The 19,639-nt window shown below is 68.3% G+C and carries 19 protein-coding genes; 4 read left to right on the forward strand and 15 right to left on the reverse strand.

The window, feature by feature from the left end:
* Positions 1–13 precede the first annotated feature (13 nt).
* From Q4V64_RS16970 to Q4V64_RS17020, 11 genes are all read right to left on the reverse strand, one after another.
* Complete coding sequence (locus tag Q4V64_RS16970) at positions 14–328, reverse strand: pore-forming ESAT-6 family protein (protein ID WP_124442286.1); 315 nt, start codon at positions 326–328, stop codon at positions 14–16.
* An 88-nt stretch (positions 329–416) separates the two neighbouring features.
* Positions 417–749 carry a hypothetical protein gene (locus tag Q4V64_RS16975; RefSeq protein ID WP_124442285.1) on the reverse strand — a complete coding sequence of 111 codons (333 nt, stop codon included), beginning with the start codon at positions 747–749 and terminating at the stop codon, positions 417–419.
* A 907-nt stretch (positions 750–1,656) separates the two neighbouring features.
* On the reverse strand, positions 1,657–1,884 hold the full coding sequence (locus Q4V64_RS16980) for a DUF397 domain-containing protein (protein WP_303710351.1): 228 nt from the start codon (positions 1,882–1,884) through the stop codon (positions 1,657–1,659).
* Positions 1,885–2,130: 246 nt separating this feature from the next.
* A complete protein-coding gene (locus tag Q4V64_RS16985; RefSeq protein WP_172629369.1) occupies positions 2,131–2,766 on the reverse strand; it encodes a hypothetical protein in 636 nt (211 codons plus the stop codon).
* Positions 2,767–2,782: 16 nt separating this feature from the next.
* Positions 2,783–3,634 carry a hypothetical protein gene (locus Q4V64_RS16990; RefSeq protein WP_216377657.1) on the reverse strand — a complete coding sequence of 284 codons (852 nt, stop codon included), beginning with the start codon at positions 3,632–3,634 and terminating at the stop codon, positions 2,783–2,785.
* The gene (locus Q4V64_RS16995; protein ID WP_124442282.1) at positions 3,631–3,999 is read right to left on the reverse strand and encodes a hypothetical protein; all 369 of its coding nucleotides are present in this window, start codon (positions 3,997–3,999) and stop codon (positions 3,631–3,633) included. Before Q4V64_RS16995 ends, Q4V64_RS16990 begins: the two co-directional genes overlap by 4 nt.
* Positions 4,000–4,004: 5 nt before the next feature.
* Positions 4,005–6,689 (reverse strand): YwqJ-related putative deaminase, encoded by a 2,685-nt coding sequence (locus Q4V64_RS17000; protein WP_124442281.1) that lies wholly within the window; start codon positions 6,687–6,689, stop codon positions 4,005–4,007.
* Complete coding sequence (locus Q4V64_RS17005) at positions 6,686–7,075, reverse strand: DUF6507 family protein (protein WP_124442280.1); 390 nt, start codon at positions 7,073–7,075, stop codon at positions 6,686–6,688. The genes Q4V64_RS17000 and Q4V64_RS17005 overlap by 4 nt, the downstream gene beginning before the upstream one ends.
* 150 nt (positions 7,076–7,225) lie before the next feature.
* Positions 7,226–7,540, reverse strand: coding sequence for a pore-forming ESAT-6 family protein (locus tag Q4V64_RS17010; protein WP_124442279.1), 315 nt, complete (start codon positions 7,538–7,540; stop codon positions 7,226–7,228).
* A 93-nt stretch (positions 7,541–7,633) separates the two neighbouring features.
* Positions 7,634–7,966: a hypothetical protein gene (locus tag Q4V64_RS17015; RefSeq protein ID WP_124442278.1), complete on the reverse strand. Its 333-nt coding sequence runs from the start codon at positions 7,964–7,966 to the stop codon at positions 7,634–7,636.
* A gap of 163 nt (positions 7,967–8,129) precedes the next feature.
* Entirely contained in the window at positions 8,130–9,311 is a 1,182-nt protein-coding gene (locus Q4V64_RS17020) for a PP2C family protein-serine/threonine phosphatase (protein WP_124442277.1), read from the reverse strand.
* A gap of 174 nt (positions 9,312–9,485) precedes the next feature.
* On the opposite strand from Q4V64_RS17020, the gene Q4V64_RS17025 reads away from it, so the two are divergent.
* The gene (locus Q4V64_RS17025) at positions 9,486–10,715 is read left to right on the forward strand and encodes a GNAT family N-acetyltransferase (protein ID WP_124442276.1); all 1,230 of its coding nucleotides are present in this window, start codon (positions 9,486–9,488) and stop codon (positions 10,713–10,715) included.
* 23 nt (positions 10,716–10,738) lie between these two features.
* Here Q4V64_RS17025 and Q4V64_RS17030 read toward each other — a convergent pair whose 3' ends face one another.
* Positions 10,739–11,548, reverse strand: a complete 810-nt coding sequence (locus Q4V64_RS17030) for a DNA-formamidopyrimidine glycosylase family protein (RefSeq protein ID WP_124442275.1) — start codon at positions 11,546–11,548, stop codon at positions 10,739–10,741.
* Positions 11,549–11,591: 43 nt separating this feature from the next.
* Positions 11,592–12,077, reverse strand: coding sequence for a ribose-5-phosphate isomerase (locus Q4V64_RS17035; RefSeq protein ID WP_124442274.1), 486 nt, complete (start codon positions 12,075–12,077; stop codon positions 11,592–11,594).
* A gap of 217 nt (positions 12,078–12,294) precedes the next feature.
* On the opposite strand from Q4V64_RS17035, the gene Q4V64_RS17040 reads away from it, so the two are divergent.
* The gene (locus Q4V64_RS17040; RefSeq protein ID WP_253267171.1) at positions 12,295–13,782 is read left to right on the forward strand and encodes an amino acid permease; all 1,488 of its coding nucleotides are present in this window, start codon (positions 12,295–12,297) and stop codon (positions 13,780–13,782) included.
* Positions 13,783–13,879: 97 nt separating this feature from the next.
* Here the strand turns inward: Q4V64_RS17040 and Q4V64_RS17045 are convergent, their stop codons facing one another.
* Positions 13,880–16,435, reverse strand: a complete 2,556-nt coding sequence (locus tag Q4V64_RS17045; protein WP_253267172.1) for a serine/threonine-protein kinase — start codon at positions 16,433–16,435, stop codon at positions 13,880–13,882.
* A 230-nt stretch (positions 16,436–16,665) separates the two neighbouring features.
* Here Q4V64_RS17045 and Q4V64_RS17050 point away from each other — a divergent pair, with 230 nt between their 5' ends.
* Positions 16,666–17,394, forward strand: a complete 729-nt coding sequence (locus Q4V64_RS17050) for an LPXTG cell wall anchor domain-containing protein (RefSeq protein ID WP_124442273.1) — start codon at positions 16,666–16,668, stop codon at positions 17,392–17,394.
* 89 nt (positions 17,395–17,483) lie between these two features.
* Complete coding sequence (locus Q4V64_RS17055; protein WP_124442272.1) at positions 17,484–18,839, forward strand: FAD-binding oxidoreductase; 1,356 nt, start codon at positions 17,484–17,486, stop codon at positions 18,837–18,839.
* On the opposite strand, the gene Q4V64_RS17060 is transcribed toward Q4V64_RS17055, so the two are convergent.
* Complete coding sequence (locus tag Q4V64_RS17060; protein WP_124442271.1) at positions 18,829–19,407, reverse strand: biotin transporter BioY; 579 nt, start codon at positions 19,405–19,407, stop codon at positions 18,829–18,831. The genes Q4V64_RS17055 and Q4V64_RS17060 overlap by 11 nt on opposite strands.
* Positions 19,408–19,639: the final 232 nt, after the last annotated feature.

The raw sequence follows: 19,639 nt of genomic DNA on the forward strand, positions 1-19,639 counted from the left end.
AACAAACCGACTGTCAGCCGATGTTGTCGACCGCTGCCTTCGCCCGCTGGATCGTCGACTGGGCCGTGCCGTCGTTCTTCTCCAGCGTCGACTTCAGCAGGCCGATGATGTTCTTCACTTCCTGCGAGGCGTTGTTCCACCGCTGTTCCTTGCCGTGGTACTCGTCCGCCACGCCGTCCGCCGTGAAGTCCGCCATCGCCGACTTCACCTGACGGTCACGGTTACCGATCACCTCTTCCAGACGGCCGATCACCACCTGGATGTTGGACTGAGCGTCCGCCGACGCGCCCGTGTCGTACGACCGACGATCCGAACCCGCACCAGCCATCACACACCACTCCCCGAGAAACCAAGCAAACAGAAAGAATCCGACGAAACCAGGGCCTCAACACCCCGGCCGACAAACACGACTCGGCTCAGCGCCCGCCGAACCGCGCCGCGTCGAAGTTGGCGGCGCCCATCTGCTGCCGCGCGTTGTCGCCCTGCTCCTGGTCACCCGAGCTGAACGCTGAGTCCATCCCCGACTGACCGCCGAGGATCGCCGACAGCGACCCGTTCAGATCCGAAGTGATCCGGTCGGCCTGCGCCTTGAACTGGTCGAACATCACGCGACCCGAACCGTTGAACTTGCCCTCCAGCGGCTGCGCCGCCTGCACCAACTGCTTGATCAGCGACCCGAGATCATCACCCGACCCCCGCGAATCACGCTGCAGCGTGGACAGAGTCTGCGCGCCCATGTCGAACTTCACTGTGCCTCCCCCGTTGGGCTCCTACGGCGACCGATCCCGGCCTGCCTCGTCTATTCCCAGCCATCTCTATCAACTCGGTAGTTGCCTGTGCAATCGAGGTCCCCGGCACTCACAGAAGCACCACAACTCGGACCGGAGTCCGTTACTCGCGGCGGGTGGTCGGTCAAATACGCCACGTAACTTCCGGCGTTGAGGTTGAGCCCGCGCACCGCCCTCGTCCCGCCCGAAGCTGATCGATCTGGATAAGGTCCAGCCCTCCCACGGCATCAACCCCGCAGCGTCCACGCCCGCGTCAACCGACCGTTCCCGGGACGGATCATGCGGCAGCCGCATGCCCTGATCCATGTCGAGTCTCGAAGGCCGACCTGACGCGGAGCCGCAACGGCCGGCTCGGCCTCGTCACTGTCGACCATGTGGACGACCGACCGCAGTGCCCCTTGGGGACCCTTCTCACCCGCCAGCCGGCGTGCGATGCCCTCAGCGGCCGAACGGATGAGCGCGTGGGGCACGTGGGGCGCGTCGGGCGAGTCCGGTGCATCCATGTGCCGAGATGTTCTCCTTCGTGGAGCTCACCCAGTGATTGGCAGATCTGTTCCACCAGCACGGCCACATGACCTGCGGTTTTCCCTCGCCGGGGTGGAACAGATCTGCCAATCAACCCTCGCTGAGATTCCGGGTGAACGGCTCGTCGCAGGTCCGTCCCTCGGCGCCGGACGATTCCACGCGGACTGCTCGGGCGGCGGCTGCCGGGCCGGTCCCGCATGAGCAGCGCAGGCGAGGTCGCGTGGTCGTATGCCGCGGCGTCGTCGCTCCAGTCGATGGCTCTGAGTCGTTCGAGTGCCACGCGTGAATGAGCGTCGGTCACTTCGGTCCAGCCCCGTCGCTTTCAGTTACTGGACGATATCGTTCACGAAGTCATCGATGCCGGTATGGCGGGGTCCGTAACGGTGGAGTTGGGCTTGAGAGCCTCGACGAATGTCGCGAAGACTCCGGCCGGGACGAAGAGGGTGCCGTAGGCGGGGTCCTTGGAGTCACGTATCGCTACTCGGGTGAGGTCGTTTGCGATCTCTACGCAGGCGTTGCCGTCGCCGCTGCCGGAGTAGGACGACTTCCGCCAGTTGTCGGGGGTGGTCACCGGGCGCCTCACTCTTCCTTGGCCAGCCTGTGGATGAAGTCACGCGACCGATCGGGGTCGAGTGACACCGCCTCCAACGAGTGGTTGTGACCTATCGGTTCGACAACAGCTCGAAGACCCGCACTCGCCGGCCGCAGCTGGGGAAACGTCGTTGCCCCCTGAGCGCGGGTGCCGGTGGGGTCAGCAATGAGGTGTGGGCGTACGCCGCCAAGGCCGGCCGCTGCACGACAGCGGACATGGCGACTCTCAGAACTGATCAGTCAGGTCCGGACCCCGTCCGTCGACTACTTCCGGCTCCATGACCCCGTAACCCACGGCCCTCCCGAAATACGTCGGCTCGCCAGGCTCTGCCGCCGCCCCCAGCAGTTCCTCCAGCTCATTCAGCGCGGCAGCGAGCCGCGGAGCATTCTGTCCGTGCACTTCTGGATGCGGCGCGCCACGGAAGTCGAACGGTCCCCAAATGTCGTGGAAGACGGAAATATCGGCTGACAGACCAAAGGGTTCCGAGGAGACCGTCAATTCCACCAGGCGGTCCTCCTGATGCTGTGCACCATGCTCGTCGAGCCACTTTCCCGGCCCTACGATCAGGAATCCACTGAACTCCGCTTTCGGGTATCCAACGGGCCGCAGTGCCTCAATGCGCTGCACCACCTGGTCATCGTCGAGCGGCCTCGTGAGCGGCAAACGCGTCTTCCCGACCGCACCACCCAGATCAGGCACGATCCAATGCCATTCCAAGGCGCCTGGCTTCAGCAAATCATGTTTCTGCAGGACGGCTGACATCCGGGCAGCGGTCAGGAGCGCTGATTTCAGTCCGGCCGGCGCGTATTCCTCCAAGTCCCAGTACCAGGACGCGCATTCACGCGGCGCCCGCATGAGCATGGAGATAACTCTTTCCTTACGGATAAGTAGGGCCGTTGGCCGGAACGGTGATCGAGCCATCCTCGAACCGCAGCACGAAGGTGGCATTCGTCAGCCTAGCGCGGTGGGCAACAAGCCCGAGGATCTTGTCCGTGAGCGCAGCTTTGATGTCATGCACGTCCAGGATAGCCACCTTCTGACCGTCAATCTGTCCTAGCAGCTGCTTCTCGGCGATACCTCGCGTCGCGCTCTTGAGGGACGAGGCACTATCCACGTCCTTGAGCTGGACGCCGTACTCGATTCGGTCACCCGACCTGACCAGTACGTCCAACGAGAGCTGCTCCTTCGCCAGCCTCACGATGCCGAGATCCACGACCGCCTGGATATCCGCAAGGTTGTCGACCACGAGATCACGGCGCAGCAGAGCGCCGATGCGCCGGTCGAACTGGACGCGGTCCGCGATGGCCAGCAGAGCCCGCACGGCTTGCAGACGCTCAGTGCCGGTGCCGCGTTCTTCGACCATGTCGTCGCTGTCTCCCACGGCGTCAGCGAGCAGCCAGAAGGTGTCGTCTTGGCTGTGGAACCTGTCGTACGACACACCTCGCCACGGCACCAATTCGGGTGTCCGGGCGGCCTCCGCCACCGCGTCGTAGGCCTCGTCCGCCCAGCGTGTCAACGCCAGACAGGCGAGGAAGCGCGACCATGGACCTTCGTCCAGGTCACGCAACACATCGGCCAATTCCTCGGTCCGGTCTCGATAGCCGCCGTCGAGTCCTTCGCTGATGACTTCATCGGGATTCGCGGGCGCGCCTTCGAAGTCCAGGAAGAGCAGGCCGGCGACTCTGGCGCCCGGCTCCCAGGACCCCTCGCTGCTGGACAGGTGCGTCACCCTTGCGGAGTCGTGTTCTCCCAAGCGCGGGTCGGGCGCCCCTCCTCATCCCACTCGTAGTGAGAGAGCGGGGTCCCGCCCTCCGCATTGTGAAGCTTCTTCGTGGCGAGAACGCCGTTCTCGTGCCAGCTCTTGTACTCCCCCGACAGACAACCCATCCGCATCGTTCCCTCTGCGCGAAGGACTCCGCTCTTGTACCACTCGCGGAACGGGCCGTCGCGGTAACCGTCCGTGTACGTCACGAGACTCACCCGATGCCCTGCGAGGTACTCCTCGACCTCGCCGGTGAAGAGTTCGCCCCGGTACAGGAGTCGCTGGGCATAGTCGAGGTCCACCTCGGGATCATCGAGGTCGATACGCTGCATGAGAATCACCATGGAATGTAGTTCGTGTTGATGTCCGGCGGGTGCCCCAGGAAGCGACCGGAACCGCTCGGAACATCATGCAACAGGTGGGAACAGTTGACGCAGAAAGGAGCCCTCTTCGGAACGACCTTAACGCCCATCGCGTTGGGTTCCTTCATAAAGGGAAAGTAGACGGAGGCATGCATCTGAGCCATGGCCTGCGTATCGGTCGGTAGCCCAAGCTTAGTGCGCTCGTGCAGCAGTTGGTTGACCGCCTTCACCTCAGCGTGTTCAAGCAATTCAGCGGGGTGGGGTTTGTTCCGCGAGATCTGATGATAGCGCTCGGCAAGCGTTGGGTGCAGGTCTTCGAGGGGGATCAGGTGTTGGCCCGGCCGACCGTTGATTCCCTCGTAGACGAGTCCAGTGCGCCTGTCCAGAACCACACCAACAGCCTGTCCCGTTTCCGTCTTCGGGAAGTCACCCGTGTTCTTTGCCTCGATATAGACGTGGGTTCTTTCTCGAGACAAAGCCTGCATAAAACTTTCGACCGAGTGCCCGTCAATCTGTGTGATCAACCCGTTCTCAGTCTGCACTCGACTCTCGTCGAGCTGTCCCAGGAACTTGTCCCCAGGCCCGGCGGCAGGCATCGGGGAGTTCTCGCCAAAGGCGTCCGACGCCCGGTATTCGTCCGGAATCCCATCAAGGAAGTCCGGGACGTTGTCACGGAAGTGCGGAATCTCGTGCGGCGGGAGACCGTCAAGGCCAGGAATACCAGGAACGCTGCTGCGGTCCACGATGTCCTCTGCGCCGTGGCCTGTCTCACCGCCGTGGTGCACGCCGTCGCCTGTCCCGTGATGTGCAGCGCTCTCGGTCGTGTGGTGCGCTCCATCGCTGGCATGCCCGTGCGGCGTTGAACCCTCGTGGGCAGGCGTGGAAGCATACGGGTCGTTCGGGCCGCCGCCATTACCGCCGGAGTGGCCACTTGGCGGCTCATGCGATGCGGTAGGACCGCTGCTGAGGTCGTCGGCCCGGCCACCAGGCAGGTGGTCACCCGCCCCGCCGCCCGGTAGGTCGCCGGCGGCGTGGACGGTGGGTACGTCGCCACCCGCATGCACCGCAGCCGCGGTGGGCACGTCATCGCCGACACGGCCGACGTCGCCGAGATCGCTGCCCAGGCGGATGTGCTGGCCAGCTTGATCGGCGGTGTGGGCGCCCGCGCCGACCAGGGCCGGTTCCCGGACTGGGGAGTCCACGCGCGGCACGTCCGCGCCAGTGGCCGGGGTGCCCGCGTCGGGCTGGTCGACAATATCTCCGGGGCCGTCCTCGGCCTTCTGGAGGACGTTGCCGCGCTCGTCGAGGATGTTGCCGTCCGGGTCGTAGTAGCGCGCCGGGGCCCCTTCGTCCGTGGGCAGCCTGGTGGTGCCTTCCGGCAGCGCCGGGGCGTCGTCGGGCAGCTTGACGTTGCCGTCCGGCAGCCGGGTCGCGCCGTCCGGGATCGCCGCGCCCTCCGGCAGATTCACCGTGCCATCCGGCAGCTTGACCGCTCCCTCCGGGAGCGTGATCGCGTTCTCGGGGAGGGCCGGGATGTCGATGTTCCCGACGCCCTTCAGGCTGGCGGCGATGTCGCCGATCTTCGACAGGCCCGCGCCCGCGCCCTTGGCGATGTAGGTCATGGGGTCGATGACCCGGCCCGCCTTGCCGGCCACGGACAGCGCCTTCGCCACCGCACCCGCCTTGCCCGCACCCGCCACACCGGCACCCGCACCACCGGTGAACACGGTCGTCACCACGTTGAAGGTGACCGCTCCCGCCGCGCGGGCGGGGTTCTTGCCCCACTGATCCCACGCCACCAGCGCCTTGCCGGTCTCCTTCATCGCCGTACGGGAGTCGCGCAGCCAGGAGGGCATCTGGTCGGCGGGCATTGTCCAGAACATCGCCCCCACCCCAGGGATGGAGGAAATCGCCAGACCGGTGGCGAGCTGGGCGAGGCCCTTCCAGGCCTGGCCCATGGCGTCCCAGCCGCCGAAGCCGACCAGCGTGCCGAGGCCCTTGATGGTGCCCCAGATGCCGTCGACGATCAGGCCGTCCCAGACGAAGGACTTCACCCAGTGGCCGACCTCGTACCAGTGGTGCTTCTCCTCCACCGGGTCGCCCCACGGCACCTGGGCGTTCTTCATGTCGTCGGCGGAGAAGCCGTACTGGTCCTTGCGGTCGGAGCCGTCCCCGGCGACCATCTGCGTGCCGCCCCACAGGGCGGTGATCTTGTTGTGGCAGGTGCGTTCCGCGGCCCAGAACGCCGCCACCGTCGCGGTGATGTCGTCCCTGAGCTGGTTGTGCTCGTCGACCTTGTCGCCGTCGTACTCCCACTCGTCGTCATCCTTGACGGAGCCGACGAAGGTGACGGCCTTGGCCTTCAGCTCCTTCAGCTTGTCCACCAGCGGGCGGATCTCCGTCGCGTACGACGACAGCGCACCGGACACCGTCTCCAGGTCCGTGGCGAAATCGTCCGCCCGCTCCTTCACCGGCTTCGTCGTCGCGAAGAGCTGCTCCGCCTCCGGCGCCGTGTAGTACGCCGACAGGCCCTGGAACCGCGAGTGCACATCCTCGCCGGTCTTGCGGACATGACCCGCGTCCTTCTTCAAGTCCGCGTAGTCGATCTCCAGTTGCGGCAGGTTCCCCGTGAACTGCGGAATCTGGTCCGGCTTGATCACGCCTTGCCCACCCCCGGCATATCAAGCTTCGGCGCAGACAGCGTGTTGCGCTGCGCCTCCGCCGCCATCTCCTGATCGCCGTTGAGATAGGCCGTCGTGGCATCCGCCGCACCCTGCAACGACTTACCCGCCCGAGCCGCGACGAACTGCAGGTCCTTCGACGCCCGCTCCGCATACTGTGACAAGGCAAGGGCCACCAGACCACCCGCGGCCTTCTCGCCGCCCTCGCCGCCGCCGCCCTCGGCCGAGACCGTGCCCGCGCTCGTCGCCGCCGACGTCAGGTGTTCCCCGAACGCCTTCGCGTACTTCTCCAGGTTCGACGCCGTCTCACCCGTCGTCTTCAGAACATGCGAAATACCCTGCGGCTTCAGATCCCAGCCCGGCACGACAGCCCCCGAATCCCCGAAATTCCCACAGTCCTACGGTTTTACAGTCCTGCGGCCCTACAGACAGTCCTGCAGCCCTACAGACAGGCCTGGGGCCCTCTCATGGAGAACCCCACGGCCCTACGCCCTACCCCCTGCCCGACACGAACCTCAGCCGATGTTGTCGACCGCGGCCTTCGCCCGCTGGATCGTCGACTGCGCCGTGCCGTCGTTCTTCTCCAGCGTCGACTTCAGAAGGCCGATGATGTTCTTCACTTCCTGCGAGGCGTTGTTCCACCGCTGTTCCTTGCCGTGGTACTCGTCCGCCACGCCGTCCGCCGTGAAGTCCGCCATCGCCGCCTTGACCTGACGGTCACGGTTCGCGATCACCTCTTCCAGACGGCCGATGACCACCTGGATGTTGGACTGGGCATCCGCCGACGCGCCCGTGTCGTACGAGCGACGGTCCGCTCCCGAACCCGCCATCACACACCACTCCCCGAAAGTTGAAAGAAGATCAGCACAGTCCGCGCAGAAAGAAGCGCAGAGAGAAGTGCAGAAAGAAGATCAGAAAAAAGCTCAGCGTCCGCCGAAGCGCGCCGCGTCGAAGTTGGCGGCGCCCATCTGCTGCCGCGCGTTGTCGCCCTGCTCCTGGTCACCCGAGCTGAACGCGGAGTCCATGCCCGACTGGCCGCCGAGGATCGCCGACAGCGACCCGTTGAGGTCGCTCGTGATCTGGTCCGCCCGCGCCTTGAACTGGTCGAACATCACTCGGCCCGAACCGTTGAACTTGCCCTCCAGCGGCTGTGCCGCCTGCACCAACTGCCGGATCAGCGTGCCGAGGTCGTCGCTCGATCCCCGCGAATCACGCTGGAGCGTGGACAGTGTCTGCGCACCCATGTCGAACTTCATGCACGCCTCCCCGTTGGGTCCCCACCATCACATCGTGTGCATTACATCTCTACCAACCTCGCGATTGCTCAGGCAATCGAGAACCACGGGTAGTTACAGAGGTCGCACAAACCCATGACCAAACCAGGGGAGCGTACGTGGGCAAACGAGGCGAATGTGTGTGTCAACGGGCGGACATCGCCGCCGTCGGCCCCTCTCGGCAGATCAGCAGCAGCGCCCGGTCGTCGTTGACGTCCTTCGCCACCGCCTCGATCAGGTGCCAGGCGGCTCCGTGGAAGCCTCCGGCGACGTAGCGGTCGGCCTCGCCGGTGAGGCGGTCTATGCCCTCGACGATGTCCCGGTCGGAGGTTTCCACCAGACCGTCCGTGAACAGCATCAACACGTCGCCGGGGCGGAGTGAGCCCTTCACGGGGTCGAACTGGGCGCCGTCGTACACACCCAGCAGCGGACCCTCGGCCGTCTTCTCCTCCCAACGGCCGCTGCCCGCGCTGAGCTGAAGCCCCGGCGGGTGCCCCGCGGAGTACAGCTCGTAGTCTCCCGAGTCCAGGTCCAGGACCAGGTGGATCGAGGTCGCGAAGCCCTCGTCCCAGTCCTGGCGCAGGAGATAGCCGTTCGCCGCCGGCAAGAACGCGTGCGGCGGCAGTGAGCCGAGCAGGCCGCCGAAGGCGCCCGACAGCAGCAGCGCGCGCGAGCCCGCGTCCATGCCCTTGCCGGACACGTCCGTGAGGACGACCTCCAGCGTGCGGCCGCCGTTCGTACGCGCCGCGACCACGAAGTCGCCCGAGAACGACTGGCCGCCCGCCGGGCGCAGCGCCATCTCCCGGTGCCAGCCCCGCGGCAGCTGCGGCAGCTTGCTCTGTACCCGGATGCGTTCGCGCAGGTCGAAGAGCATCGTGCCGCCACGCCGCCAGGGCACGCCGACCCGGCTGCGGAACTGGGCGATCAGCAGGCCGAAGAAGCCGCACGCGGCGACCACGAGCACGACGCCGGGGGTGACGCGGGAGGGGCCCTCCGTGTAGGGCCCCAGCTGCACCGACTCCACGATCAATGCCGTCGCCGCCGCCGCGTACAGGCCCAGCAGGCTCGCCGGGCGCAGCAGCAGGCCGCCCGCGACGATCGGCAGGACCAGCGCGGCCGGCGAGCACCACACCGAGTTCGCCAGGGTGGTGGCCGCGATCAGCGGGACGGTCAGCAGCAGGCCGGCGAGCGCGACCCAGTCCGAGCCGTCCCCCCGGAAGTAGTCGACGGCGCTTCGGCGCATGCCGACGCGGGCCCGGTGCCACTGCATCTTCAACCGGGCCGTGAACGTCTCGGCTTCCGCGCGCCGCTCTCGTCCTGCTGCCATTAGTTCGGGACCCTATCCATCGGACCAGCTGCTTGGCACGGGAGGTCCCACTTGTCCCCCGTCCGAGGTTCAACTTCACAGTGAACTTCACAGGAAGCAACCGTGCCGTCATCACGCCGAAATTCCCTGGCCGGTCCCGCAATGCCCTGATAGGCATGGCCCATGGGCACTGACATGGGGACTGACTTGCGGGTGCTGCGGCCGGACGACTGGCACCAGTGGTACGACAAGCTGATCCGCGCCTTCGGTGGCGTCCCGGAGCCGTCCGAGGAGCGGGAGCTGTGGAACGCGCTCACGGAGGTGGACCGTTCGATCGGCGCGTGGGACGGGGACGTCTGCGTGGGGACGGCGGGGGCGTTCAGCTTCCGGCTGACCGTGCCGGGCGAAGCCTCGGTGCCGGCCGCGGGCGTCACCATGGTGAGCGTGGCCGCCACGCACCGGCGGCGCGGGGTGCTGCGCTCCATGATGCGGCGGCAGCTGGACGACGTACGGGAATGGGGCTGGCCGCTGGCGGTGCTGACGGCCTCCGAGCCCGCGATCTACGGCCGGTTCGGGTACGGCGCCGCTACTCACCACGTCAACGTCGAGGTCGACACGTCGCGCGTACGGCTGTCCGCGCCGCCCGGCACCGATGACGTACGCCTGCGGTACGCCGCGCCGGCCGATGTCCTCGACGCCTGCGAGGCGGTGTACGCGCGCAAGGTGCCCGGCCGACCGGGGATGCCGGCGCGGCTGCCCGGGTGGGAGCGGCTGGCGCTGCTCGATCCGGAGAGCGGACGGGACGGGGCGTCGCCGTTGCAGTGCGTGGTCGCGGAGCGCGGTGGCGAGGTTGTGGGGTACGCGCGGTTCCGGGTCAAGCCGGAGTGGGAGACCGCCGGGCCCGAGGGGGTGGTGCTTCTGCGGGACACCGAGGCGCTCGACGCGGCGGCGCATGCCGCGCTGTGGCGGTTCCTGTTCGAGATCGACCTGACGTCGACGCTCAAGGCGTGGGGGCGGCCGATCGACGAGCCGTGGCTGTCCATGGTGTCCGACATCCGGCGGTGCGGGCTGCGGGTGCGGGATTCGTTGTACGTCCGGCTGGTGGACGTCGGGGCCGCGCTGGAGGCGCGGACGTATCAGGCGCCGGTGGACGTGGTGTTCGAGGTCGAGGACGATTTCTGCCCCTGGAACGCGGGGCGTTGGCGGCTGACGGGGGACGCGAAGGGGGCGTCATGCCGTCGTACGACGGACGCGGCTGATCTTGCTTTGTCCGTACGGGAGTTGGGGGCGGCGTATCTCGGTGGCATGAGCCTGGCTTCGCTGGGTGCGGCCGGGCGGGTGCGGGAGATTCGGCAGGGGGCGTTGGGCGAGGCCGCGGTGGGGTTCGGGTCGGTGGTGTCGCCATGGCTGCCGCACGGGTTCTAGCGGCAGGGCTTTCCAGGCCGACGTCAGTTTTTCTGGCAGGTCGGGCACCAGAAGAGGTTGCGGGCGGCGAGATCGGCGGTGCGGATCTCGCCGCCACAGATGTGGCAGGGCAGGTTGGCCCTGCGGTAGACGTAGACCTCGCCGCCGTGGTCGTCGACGCGCGGCGGGCGGGCCATCGCCTCCGGGGTGTGTTCCGGGCGGACGGTGTCGATGCGGTTGTTCTTGACGCCCTCGTGCATGAGTTCGACGAGGTCGGTCCAGATCATGTCCCACTCGGTGGGGGTGACGTCCTTGCCGGCACGGTACGGGTCGATGCGGTGCCGGAAGAGGACCTCGGCGCGGTAGACGTTGCCGACGCCGGCGATGACCTTCTGGTCCATGAGCAGGGCGGCGACCGTCGTACGGCTGCGGGAGATCCGTCGGTACGCGACTTGCGGGTCGGCGTCCTCGCGCAGGGGGTCGGGGCCGAGGCGGTCGTGTATCGCGCCCTTCTCGGTGGGGGTGATCAGGGCGCAGGTCGTGGGGCCGCGGAGGTCGACGTACGACGTGCTGTTCGCGAGGCGGAGGCGGACGGTGGCCGTGGGCGGGGGCGCGGGGGCGGCTCCGAAGGTGACCTTGCCGAAGAGGCCGAGGTGGATGTGGACCCAGTCGCTCTCGCGGAAGCCGAGGAAGAGGTGCTTGCCGTGGGCTTCGGTGTGGGTGAGTTCGCCTCCGGTGAGGAGGGTGGCGGCGTCGGTGAACTTGCCCTGGGGGCTGGTCACCCGCGGGGCTGTGCCGGTGAAGGCGGCGGCGTAGTCCTTGGCCAACCGGTGAATGGTGTGCCCTTCCGGCACGGTGCGGTTCCTTTCGTCGCCGTGGCCTCCGGGGCGGCGGTTCCTACTGCTGCGGGTGGTGGGCCGGGATCGGGGGCAGGTCGCCCGTCGTTTCGTAGTCGGCCAGCATGTCGATGCGGCGGATGTGGCGTTCGTCACCGGAGAACGGGGTGTTGAGGAAGGTCTCGACGAACTTCGTCGCCTCCTCCTGCGTGTGCATGCGCGCGCCCACCGCGACGACGTTGGCGTTGTTGTGCTGGCGGCCCAGCGACGCCGTCTCCTCGCTCCAGGCCAGCGCGGCACGGACGCCCTTCACCTTGTTCGCCGCGATCTGCTCGCCGTTGCCGGAGCCGCCGATCACGATGCCGAGGGCGTCGGGGTCCGCCGCCGTCCTCTCGGCCGCGCGGAGGCAGAACGGGGGGTAGTCGTCCTGGGCGTCGTAGATGTGGGGGCCGCAGTCGACCGGGTCGTGGCCCGCCGCCTTCAGCCAGTCGACGAGGTGGTTCTTGAGTTCGAAGCCCGCATGGTCGGAGCCGAGATACACGCGCATGGGACGAGTGTGACACGGCTGTTTCCGGGCAGCAGCTTCGGGGGCTGTCCAAGAAAACTGTGGGCAACACTACAGAACCTCAGGAAAAGCTCAAGTAACGATCTGGAATCAAAGGTTCACGAATTCCTTTACCTCCGATTCACTGGACCGATTCGTACGCCCCCCGTACACCGCTCGTATGGGGAACAGTTCAACCGGCGCAAAGGAATTCCGTCCCATGACCTCGCAGCCGACCCTCCCCAAGGCCGGTCACGGCCCCCAGCCCCCCGGCGAACCCGGCGGCGGTCTCCAGGCAGGACTCAAGAACCGTCATCTTTCGATGATCGCCATCGGTGGTGTCATCGGGGCCGGGTTGTTCGTGGGTTCCAGCACCGGTATCGCCACCGCCGGGCCCGGCATCCTGCTGTCGTACGCCCTCGTCGGCACGCTCGTGGTGCTGGTGATGCGGATGCTCGGTGAGATGTCCGCCGCCAACCCGACGTCCGGCTCGTTCTCCGCGCACGCCGACCGCGCGCTCGGGCCGTGGGCCGGGTTCTCCATCGGCTGGCTGTACTGGTTCTTCTGGGTCGTCGTGCTGGCGGTCGAGGCGACCGCCGGGGCGAAGATCCTCGAAGGGTGGATACCCGCCGTTCCCCAGTGGGGGTGGGCCCTCATCGTGATGATGGTGCTGACCGCCACCAACCTCGTCTCCGTGGGCTCCTACGGCGAGTTCGAGTTCTGGTTCGCCGGGATCAAGGTCGTGGCGATCGGTGCGTTCATCGTCGTGGGCGGCCTCGCCGTGTTCGGGGTGCTGCCCGGCGTCGACAGTGATCAGGCGGGCCTGGCCAACCTCACCGACCACGGTGGCTTCCTGCCCAACGGGCCCGGCGCGATCCTCACCGGTGTGCTGCTCGTCGTCTTCTCCTTCATGGGGAGCGAGATCGCGACCCTGGCTGCCGGTGAGTCCGAGAACCCGCAGCGGGCCGTCACCAAGTCGACCAACAGCATCATCTGGCGTATCGCCGTGTTCTATCTGGGGTCGATCTTCGTGGTCGTGACCCTGCTGCCGTGGGACGCCCAGTCCATCCAGGACGACGGCTCGTACGTCGCCGCCCTCGACTCCCTCGGTATCGCGCACGCCGGTCAGATCATGAACTTCATCGTGCTGACGTCCGTACTGTCCTGCCTCAACTCCGGCCTGTACACGGCGTCCCGGATGGCCTTCTCGCTCGGCGAGCGCGGTGACGCGCCGAAGGCCTTCGCGCGGACCACCAGCCGGGGTGTGCCGCTCGCGGCGATCATCGCCTCCGTGGTGTTCGGGTTCGTCGCCGTCTTCTTCAACTACAAGTTCCCCGACTCCGTCTTCCTCTTCCTCGTCAACTCCAGTGGGGCGGTCGCCCTGTTCGTCTGGCTGGTGATCTGCTTCTCGCAGCTGCGCATGCGGAAGATCATCCAGGCCGAGGCGCCGGAGAAGCTGGTGGTGAGGATGTGGCTGTACCCGTACCTGACCTGGGCGACGGCCGCGCTGATCGTGTTCGTGCTCGGGTACATGCTCACCGACACCGAGCACGACGGGCGGGACACGGTGCTGCTGTCGCTGCTGGTCGCCGCGGTGGTGCTGGCCATCGCCTTCGTCAAGGACAAGGTTCGGGGCAACGCCCGGGGCGCGGTCCAGGACGAGAACCAGGACAAGGACAAGGACGAGGACGAGGTCTCGGTCGGCTGATCCCCACGGGATGAGATGAGACGACGGAGGGCCCGCGGTGCGTGTGCGCCGAGGGCCCTCCGCCGTCTCCGTCAGCTCCGTCGTCTCCGTTCTGCGGTCACAGCACTGTGAAGCTGTCCTTGACCTTGTCGTACGTCTTCAAGGCCTGCGCTTCGATGTCCGGCTGGTACCAGGTGTTGATCTGGTAGGACTTGCCGTTCGCGTTGAAGCCGAGGAGCCGGGCGTGCCAGGGGACGCCCTCCAGCGTGAAGGTGTACTCCCAGACGACCGCGGGATGGCCGCGGAACGTCGTCTCCTCCAGGCGGATCTTCCGGTAGTCCTGGCCCTGGTGGGCGTTCTGTTCCGAGGTCCGCCAGGTCTCCATGAGGTCGCCGCGGGCGAGGGAGGACTTGGCCGCCAGCTCCTGTTTGCCGTCGGGGGACGTGTAGTGCACCTCGGCGCCCGTCTTCACGTCCCGCCGCCAGCCGTCGGGCGTCGCCCACGCGAACCCGCCGGCCTCGCGGTGCGCGCCCGGCGGCAAGCTCTGCGGCCTGGACGTGCCCCCGACCGTGGGCGACGGGCTCTCGCTCGGGGTGCTGCCGGACGGGGCCTGCGACGACGCGGACGACGACGGTGCGGATCCCGCCCTGGTGTCGTCCGGCGATCCGAAGGTCGCCGCGAGCACGACCACGACGACGGCACCAGTGGTGAGGACGCTTGCGGCGGCGATGAGGGCGGTACGACGGCGGGTGCGGCGGGGGGTGTCGGCCGGGAGGGCAGGGCCGGGCGGTTCGCCTGGCGGCATGGGGAGGGGACGGGGGGCAGGGCCGGGATCAGGGGTGGACCCGGGGCCGGGCGCCGGCGCCGGGCGGCTCTCGGTCTCCGCCTCCGCGCGGGCCGGCGAGACACCCGCACCGATACGAGGGTCGGCACTTGCGCCCGCACTCACACCCGCACCTGGCCCAGGGGGTACGGCCCCTCGATGTGCGCCTCCCACGGAGTTGCCGGACGGGGTCTCGGAGCGGGTCTCCGAGCACCTCTCGGAGGCGGCCTCGGTGGAGGCGTTGGGAGTTGGTGGGACCAGGGGTGCCGACGGGGCGAGGGGCGCGGAAGACGCGGACTGCGCGGACTGCGCGGACTGCGCGGACTGCGCGGCGGGATCGGGGGGCGCAGGTGTGCCGTCCGGGAGGGCGTGCGGTATCGCGTCGTGGATGGGCTCGGCCCCAGGTTCGGGCTCCTCGTGCCTGGCCTCGGGATCGGGGGCGGGCTCGGGTCGGGGTCCGGGTCCTGGCCCGGGTCCGGGTCCTGGCCCGGGTCCGGGTCCTGGCGCAGACCCGAGCTCACCACCGGGCTCGCGCTCAGCCCCGGACTCGTGCTCATCCCCGGGCTCGGCATCAGACGCAGCACCCCGTTCGGGCTCGGGCTGGGACTCGGGATCGGGCTCAGAACCAGGCTGGACTCCAGCCATCAACCCGGGCTGCCTGGCGTCGCGCGCCCTGCCCAGGAACCGGGTCTCACGGGAACCCGGAGTGGGTGAGCCAGGTGACTCGTGCGGTGCCACGGGGAGGGAAGGCCTCGGGTCGTCGACGTCCGGCACCTCAGGCGTCTCCAGCGCCGCCGGCGTGCCTGGCGCCGCCGGCGTGCCTGGCGCGCCCGGAGTCCCCGGTGCCGGCGGCATCCCCAGCACCACCGGCTCCACCACTGTCCCCGGCCGCTCCGTCCCGGCGTCACCCGCTGGTTCCGGCCCACTCCCCTCGCCACGCCACTCAGCCGCCTCCTCCTCAGCCCCGCCCTCCGAAGGCACCCCCATCAAAGGCACCCCAGTCAAAGGCACCCCCTCAGGACCCTCGACCTCCGAAGCCCCTCCCTCCGAAGCCCCCTCCGCCAGCACCACTGGCACCGTCGGCGTAGGCACCGGATACGCAAGTGACCGCAGCGAGGTCTCCAGATCCTCCAACCCGGGCCGAACCGACGGATCCTTCTCCAGCAGCGCGGCCAGGATGTCCCGCAACGGGCCCGCCGTGGCGGGGAGTTCGGGCTCCTCGTACAGGACCGCGTGCAGGGTCGCCAGCGTGGTCTCGCGGGTGAACGGGGAGCGGCCACCCAGGGCCGCGCACAGTGTCGCGCCGAGGGACCATATGTCGGACGGCGGGCCCTGGGGGCGGCCGGAGACGCGCTCGGGGGCCATGTAGTCGGGCGAGCCGACCAGCATGCCGACCATGGTGAGCGCCTTGGCGTCCTGGATCGCGGCGATGCCGAAGTCCGTGAGGACGATCCGTCGTCCGCCACTCTCCCAGCCCTCCACCAGGACGTTTCCGGGTTTGATGTCCCGGTGCAGGACGCCCCGGGCATGCACCTGCCGCAGCGCCTCCACCAGCCCGAGTCCGAGCAGTGCCGCCTCGCGCGGGCCCAGTGGGCCCTGCTCCGTCAGGATCCGTTCCAGGGAGCGGCCGACGACCAACTCCATGACGATCCAAAGGCGTTCGCCCTCGTCCACGACGTCGTACACCCGCACGACGTTGGGGTGGTCGATCCGGGCCGTGGCCCTGGCCTCGCGCAGGGTGCGTTCGCGCCGGGTGCGGGTGTCCTCGGCGTCCAGGCCGTCTATGCGCATCTCCTTGACGGCGACCTGCCGGTCGAGTATTTCGTCGGCGGCACGCCACACCCGCCCCATTCCCCCCTGGCCGATACTTTCGGCCAATCGATAGCGCCCCGCCACCAACACCCCTGGAATTCCACCGCCGCTCACATTCCCCGGCAATCCGCTGCACCCCCCTAATGTCTTCCGGACCTTCCCGACTGAAACACGATGGTCACACTTCGCGCCGTACCAGCATAGTGCGGAGAAATCTTGTGGTACCTCTTCAAGTACTGCGAATTCAGGCGCAGCCAAGGGGGACGAACATGAGTTCTCGTCGTATGACGACCATCGCGGTGTCGCTGGTCACGGCATCTTTCTCGGCGGTGATGGTGCTTTCCGCCACCGCCGCCGCGGATGACCAGGGACCTGGGAGCAGCAAGGGGGGAAAAGCCGTTGACGAGGCGCCGACGGGGGTGAAGCTGACCACGCTGCTGCCCGGGAAGATCTCGGTGGACAACGGTTCGCAGGAAACGGAGATCACCGCCACGGCGAAGAACGAGGGAACCAAGGACAGCGGCAAGATCCGGCTGTGGGTCGTCGGTTTTGACGGGCTCATGGTCAAGAATGTTCAAGGCTGCTCTCCGATCGACGAAAAGAATCTTCCGGAGGGCTCGAACAGCGGTTTCAGCTGCCCCATCGACAATCTCGCGGCCGGCCAGTCGAAGTCGTACGCCGTCGACGCGACGTTCGACCTGAGCAAGACCGGGAAGATCTGTCTGCCGGTGCAGACCAGCGACGGAAAGAAGACGTTCTGGCAGCAGGGACCGGTTCCGTTCGGTACGACGAACCCGTCGCCGAACGCTCCCGCCACCCCGCTGCTGCTCGGCACCGACAACAAGCCGGTGGGACCGGGCGGCGACGAGCTGCCCAAGACCGGTGTGGAGCGTGACGTCCTGCCGCTGGGCGCGGCGGGCGCGGCGCTGATGGCCGCCGGTGTGGCCGGGCTGTGGTGGTCGCAGCGGCGGCAGCCGGCACGGCAGCGGGAGAGCTGACGCCGCGACGTCACCGAGCAACCCCGAACCTGGAACCTGGAGGCATAACCTGACGGCACCTGTCAGGTTATGCCTCCAGCATCAGCCGCATGAACTCCCTGACCGAGACCACAGACGGCACCGCAGACAGCACCACAAACCTGCACGTACTGCGCCCCGGCGACCCCGGCTACGACGACGAACTCGCCGGTTTCCAGACCGGGTTCACCCAGCGGCCCGCCGTGATCGTCGCCGCCCGTTCCTCCGGCGACGTGATCGCCGCCGTCCGGCACGCGGCCGACCGGAACCTGCCGATCGGCGTCCAGGCCACCGGGCACGGCCTGCCCGGCCCGTCGGAGGGCGGTGTTCTCGTCACCACGAAGCGCATGGACGGCGTGTACGTCGATCCGGCGGCCCGCACCGTCCGCGTCCAGGCCGGCGTGCGCTGGAGCCAGGTCGTGGCCGCCGCCGAACCGTACGGGCTCGCGCCCCTCAACGGCTCCGCGCCCGGCGTCGGCGCCGTGTCGTACACGCTGGGTGGCGGACTCGGCATCCTGGCGAGGGAGTTCGGCTACGCGGCCGACCACGTGCGCGCCCTCGACATCGTCACCGCCGACGGCCGACTGCGGCACGTCACCCGGGCGTCCGACCCCGAGCTCTACTGGGCGCTGCTCGGCGGCGGCCACGCCTTCGGCGTCGTCACCGAGATGGAGATCGGCCTCGTGCCCGTGCGCACGCTCTACGGCGGCTCGCTCGCGTTCGACGGACGGGAGGTCGGTCCGGCGGTCGTGCTGCGGGCGTACGAGGAGTGGACGCGGACCGTGCCCGACAGCCTGACCTCGTCCTTCGCCGCCGTACCGTATCCGGACATTCCGGCGTTGCCGCCGCGGCTGCGCGGGCGGTACGTCGTCTCCGTGCGGGTCGCTCACACCGGCGCCGACGGTGAGCGACTCGTCGCCCCGTTGCGGGAGATCGGGCCGGTGCTCGCCGACTCGCTGCGCGAGATGCCGTACGCCGAGAGCCACACCATCCACAGTGACCCGGACTTCCCGCACGCCTACTACGGCGACAGCGCGGTGCTGAGCGAGCTGGACACGGAGAAGGCCGCCGAGTTGCTCGCCCGTACCGGGCCGGACACGGGCGACGGCACCATGTGCGTCGTACAGGTCAATCACCTCGGCGGGGCGCTGTCACGGCCCGCGCCGAACTGCGTGCCGTACCGCGAAGGGCGTTTTCTGCTGCGGTTGTTGGCGGTGGGGGATCGCCAGGAGGTCCGCCGGATCCTGGATCCCGCCTTCGCGCTGCTCGCGCCCGTCACGCTCGGGCGGGCGGTGAACTTCGCGTTCGGGGCGGGCGATCGGAGCGAGGGGCTGTACGACGCGGAGACGCGCAAGAGGCTCGCCGGGCTGAAGTCGCAGTACGACCCGGCGAACCTCTTCCGGAACGGCTACCGGGTCAGCGCTTGACGAGCTTCCAGGCGGAGGGCAGCAGGCCCATCGCCAGGGCCGCCTTCACGGCGTCGCCGATCAGGAACGGCGTCAGGCCGGCCGCGATCGCGGCGGACATCGAGAGGTCGGCCGCGTAGGCGAGGTACGGGACACCGACGGCGTAGATGATCGCCTCGCCCACCAGCATCGTGCCCGCCATCCGGAGCATCGAGCGGTCGGCGCCGCGGCGGGCCAGGGCACCCACGGCGGCGGAGGCGAGCAGCATGCCGAGGATGTAGCCGAAGGAGGCGGAGACCCCGGAGGTGCCGCCCGCGAACCACGGCACACCGGCGAGACCGGCCAGCGCGTACAGGACGAGCGCGGAGAGGCCGCGGCTCGCGCCGAGCGTGGTGCCGACCAGCAGCGCGGCGAAGGTCTGGCCGGTCACCGGCACCGGGGAGCCCGGCACGGGCACCGCGATCTGGGCGGCCAGGCCGGTGAGCGCGGCGCCGCCGACCACGAGGGCCACGTCCCGGACACGGGAGACGGGGAGCAGGTCGGCGAGGACCTGTCCCGGGCGAGCGGGGGCGACGGCGGCGGTGCTCATGGGGACTCCGCGGGGTGTAAGGGCACGGGGGACACGGCGACGCTATCCCAGCGCCTTCGCGCCGATCACCGTCAGCGCTCGACAAAGGGTGGAGCGCGGGCTTGGTGGGCTCCGGACAAAGGATGGGGATTACACGGTGTTCGGGGTGATGCTGGTCACTGAGGTGACGTGGTGTGGGATACGGAGGGGCGGCGGGCCGGATCTGTCGGATCCCACCAAGGGGATCGCCGCG

It is taken from the genome of Streptomyces sp. NL15-2K (assembly GCF_030551255.1).
In the GTDB taxonomy this organism is placed as follows: Bacteria; Actinomycetota; Actinomycetes; order Streptomycetales; family Streptomycetaceae; genus Streptomyces.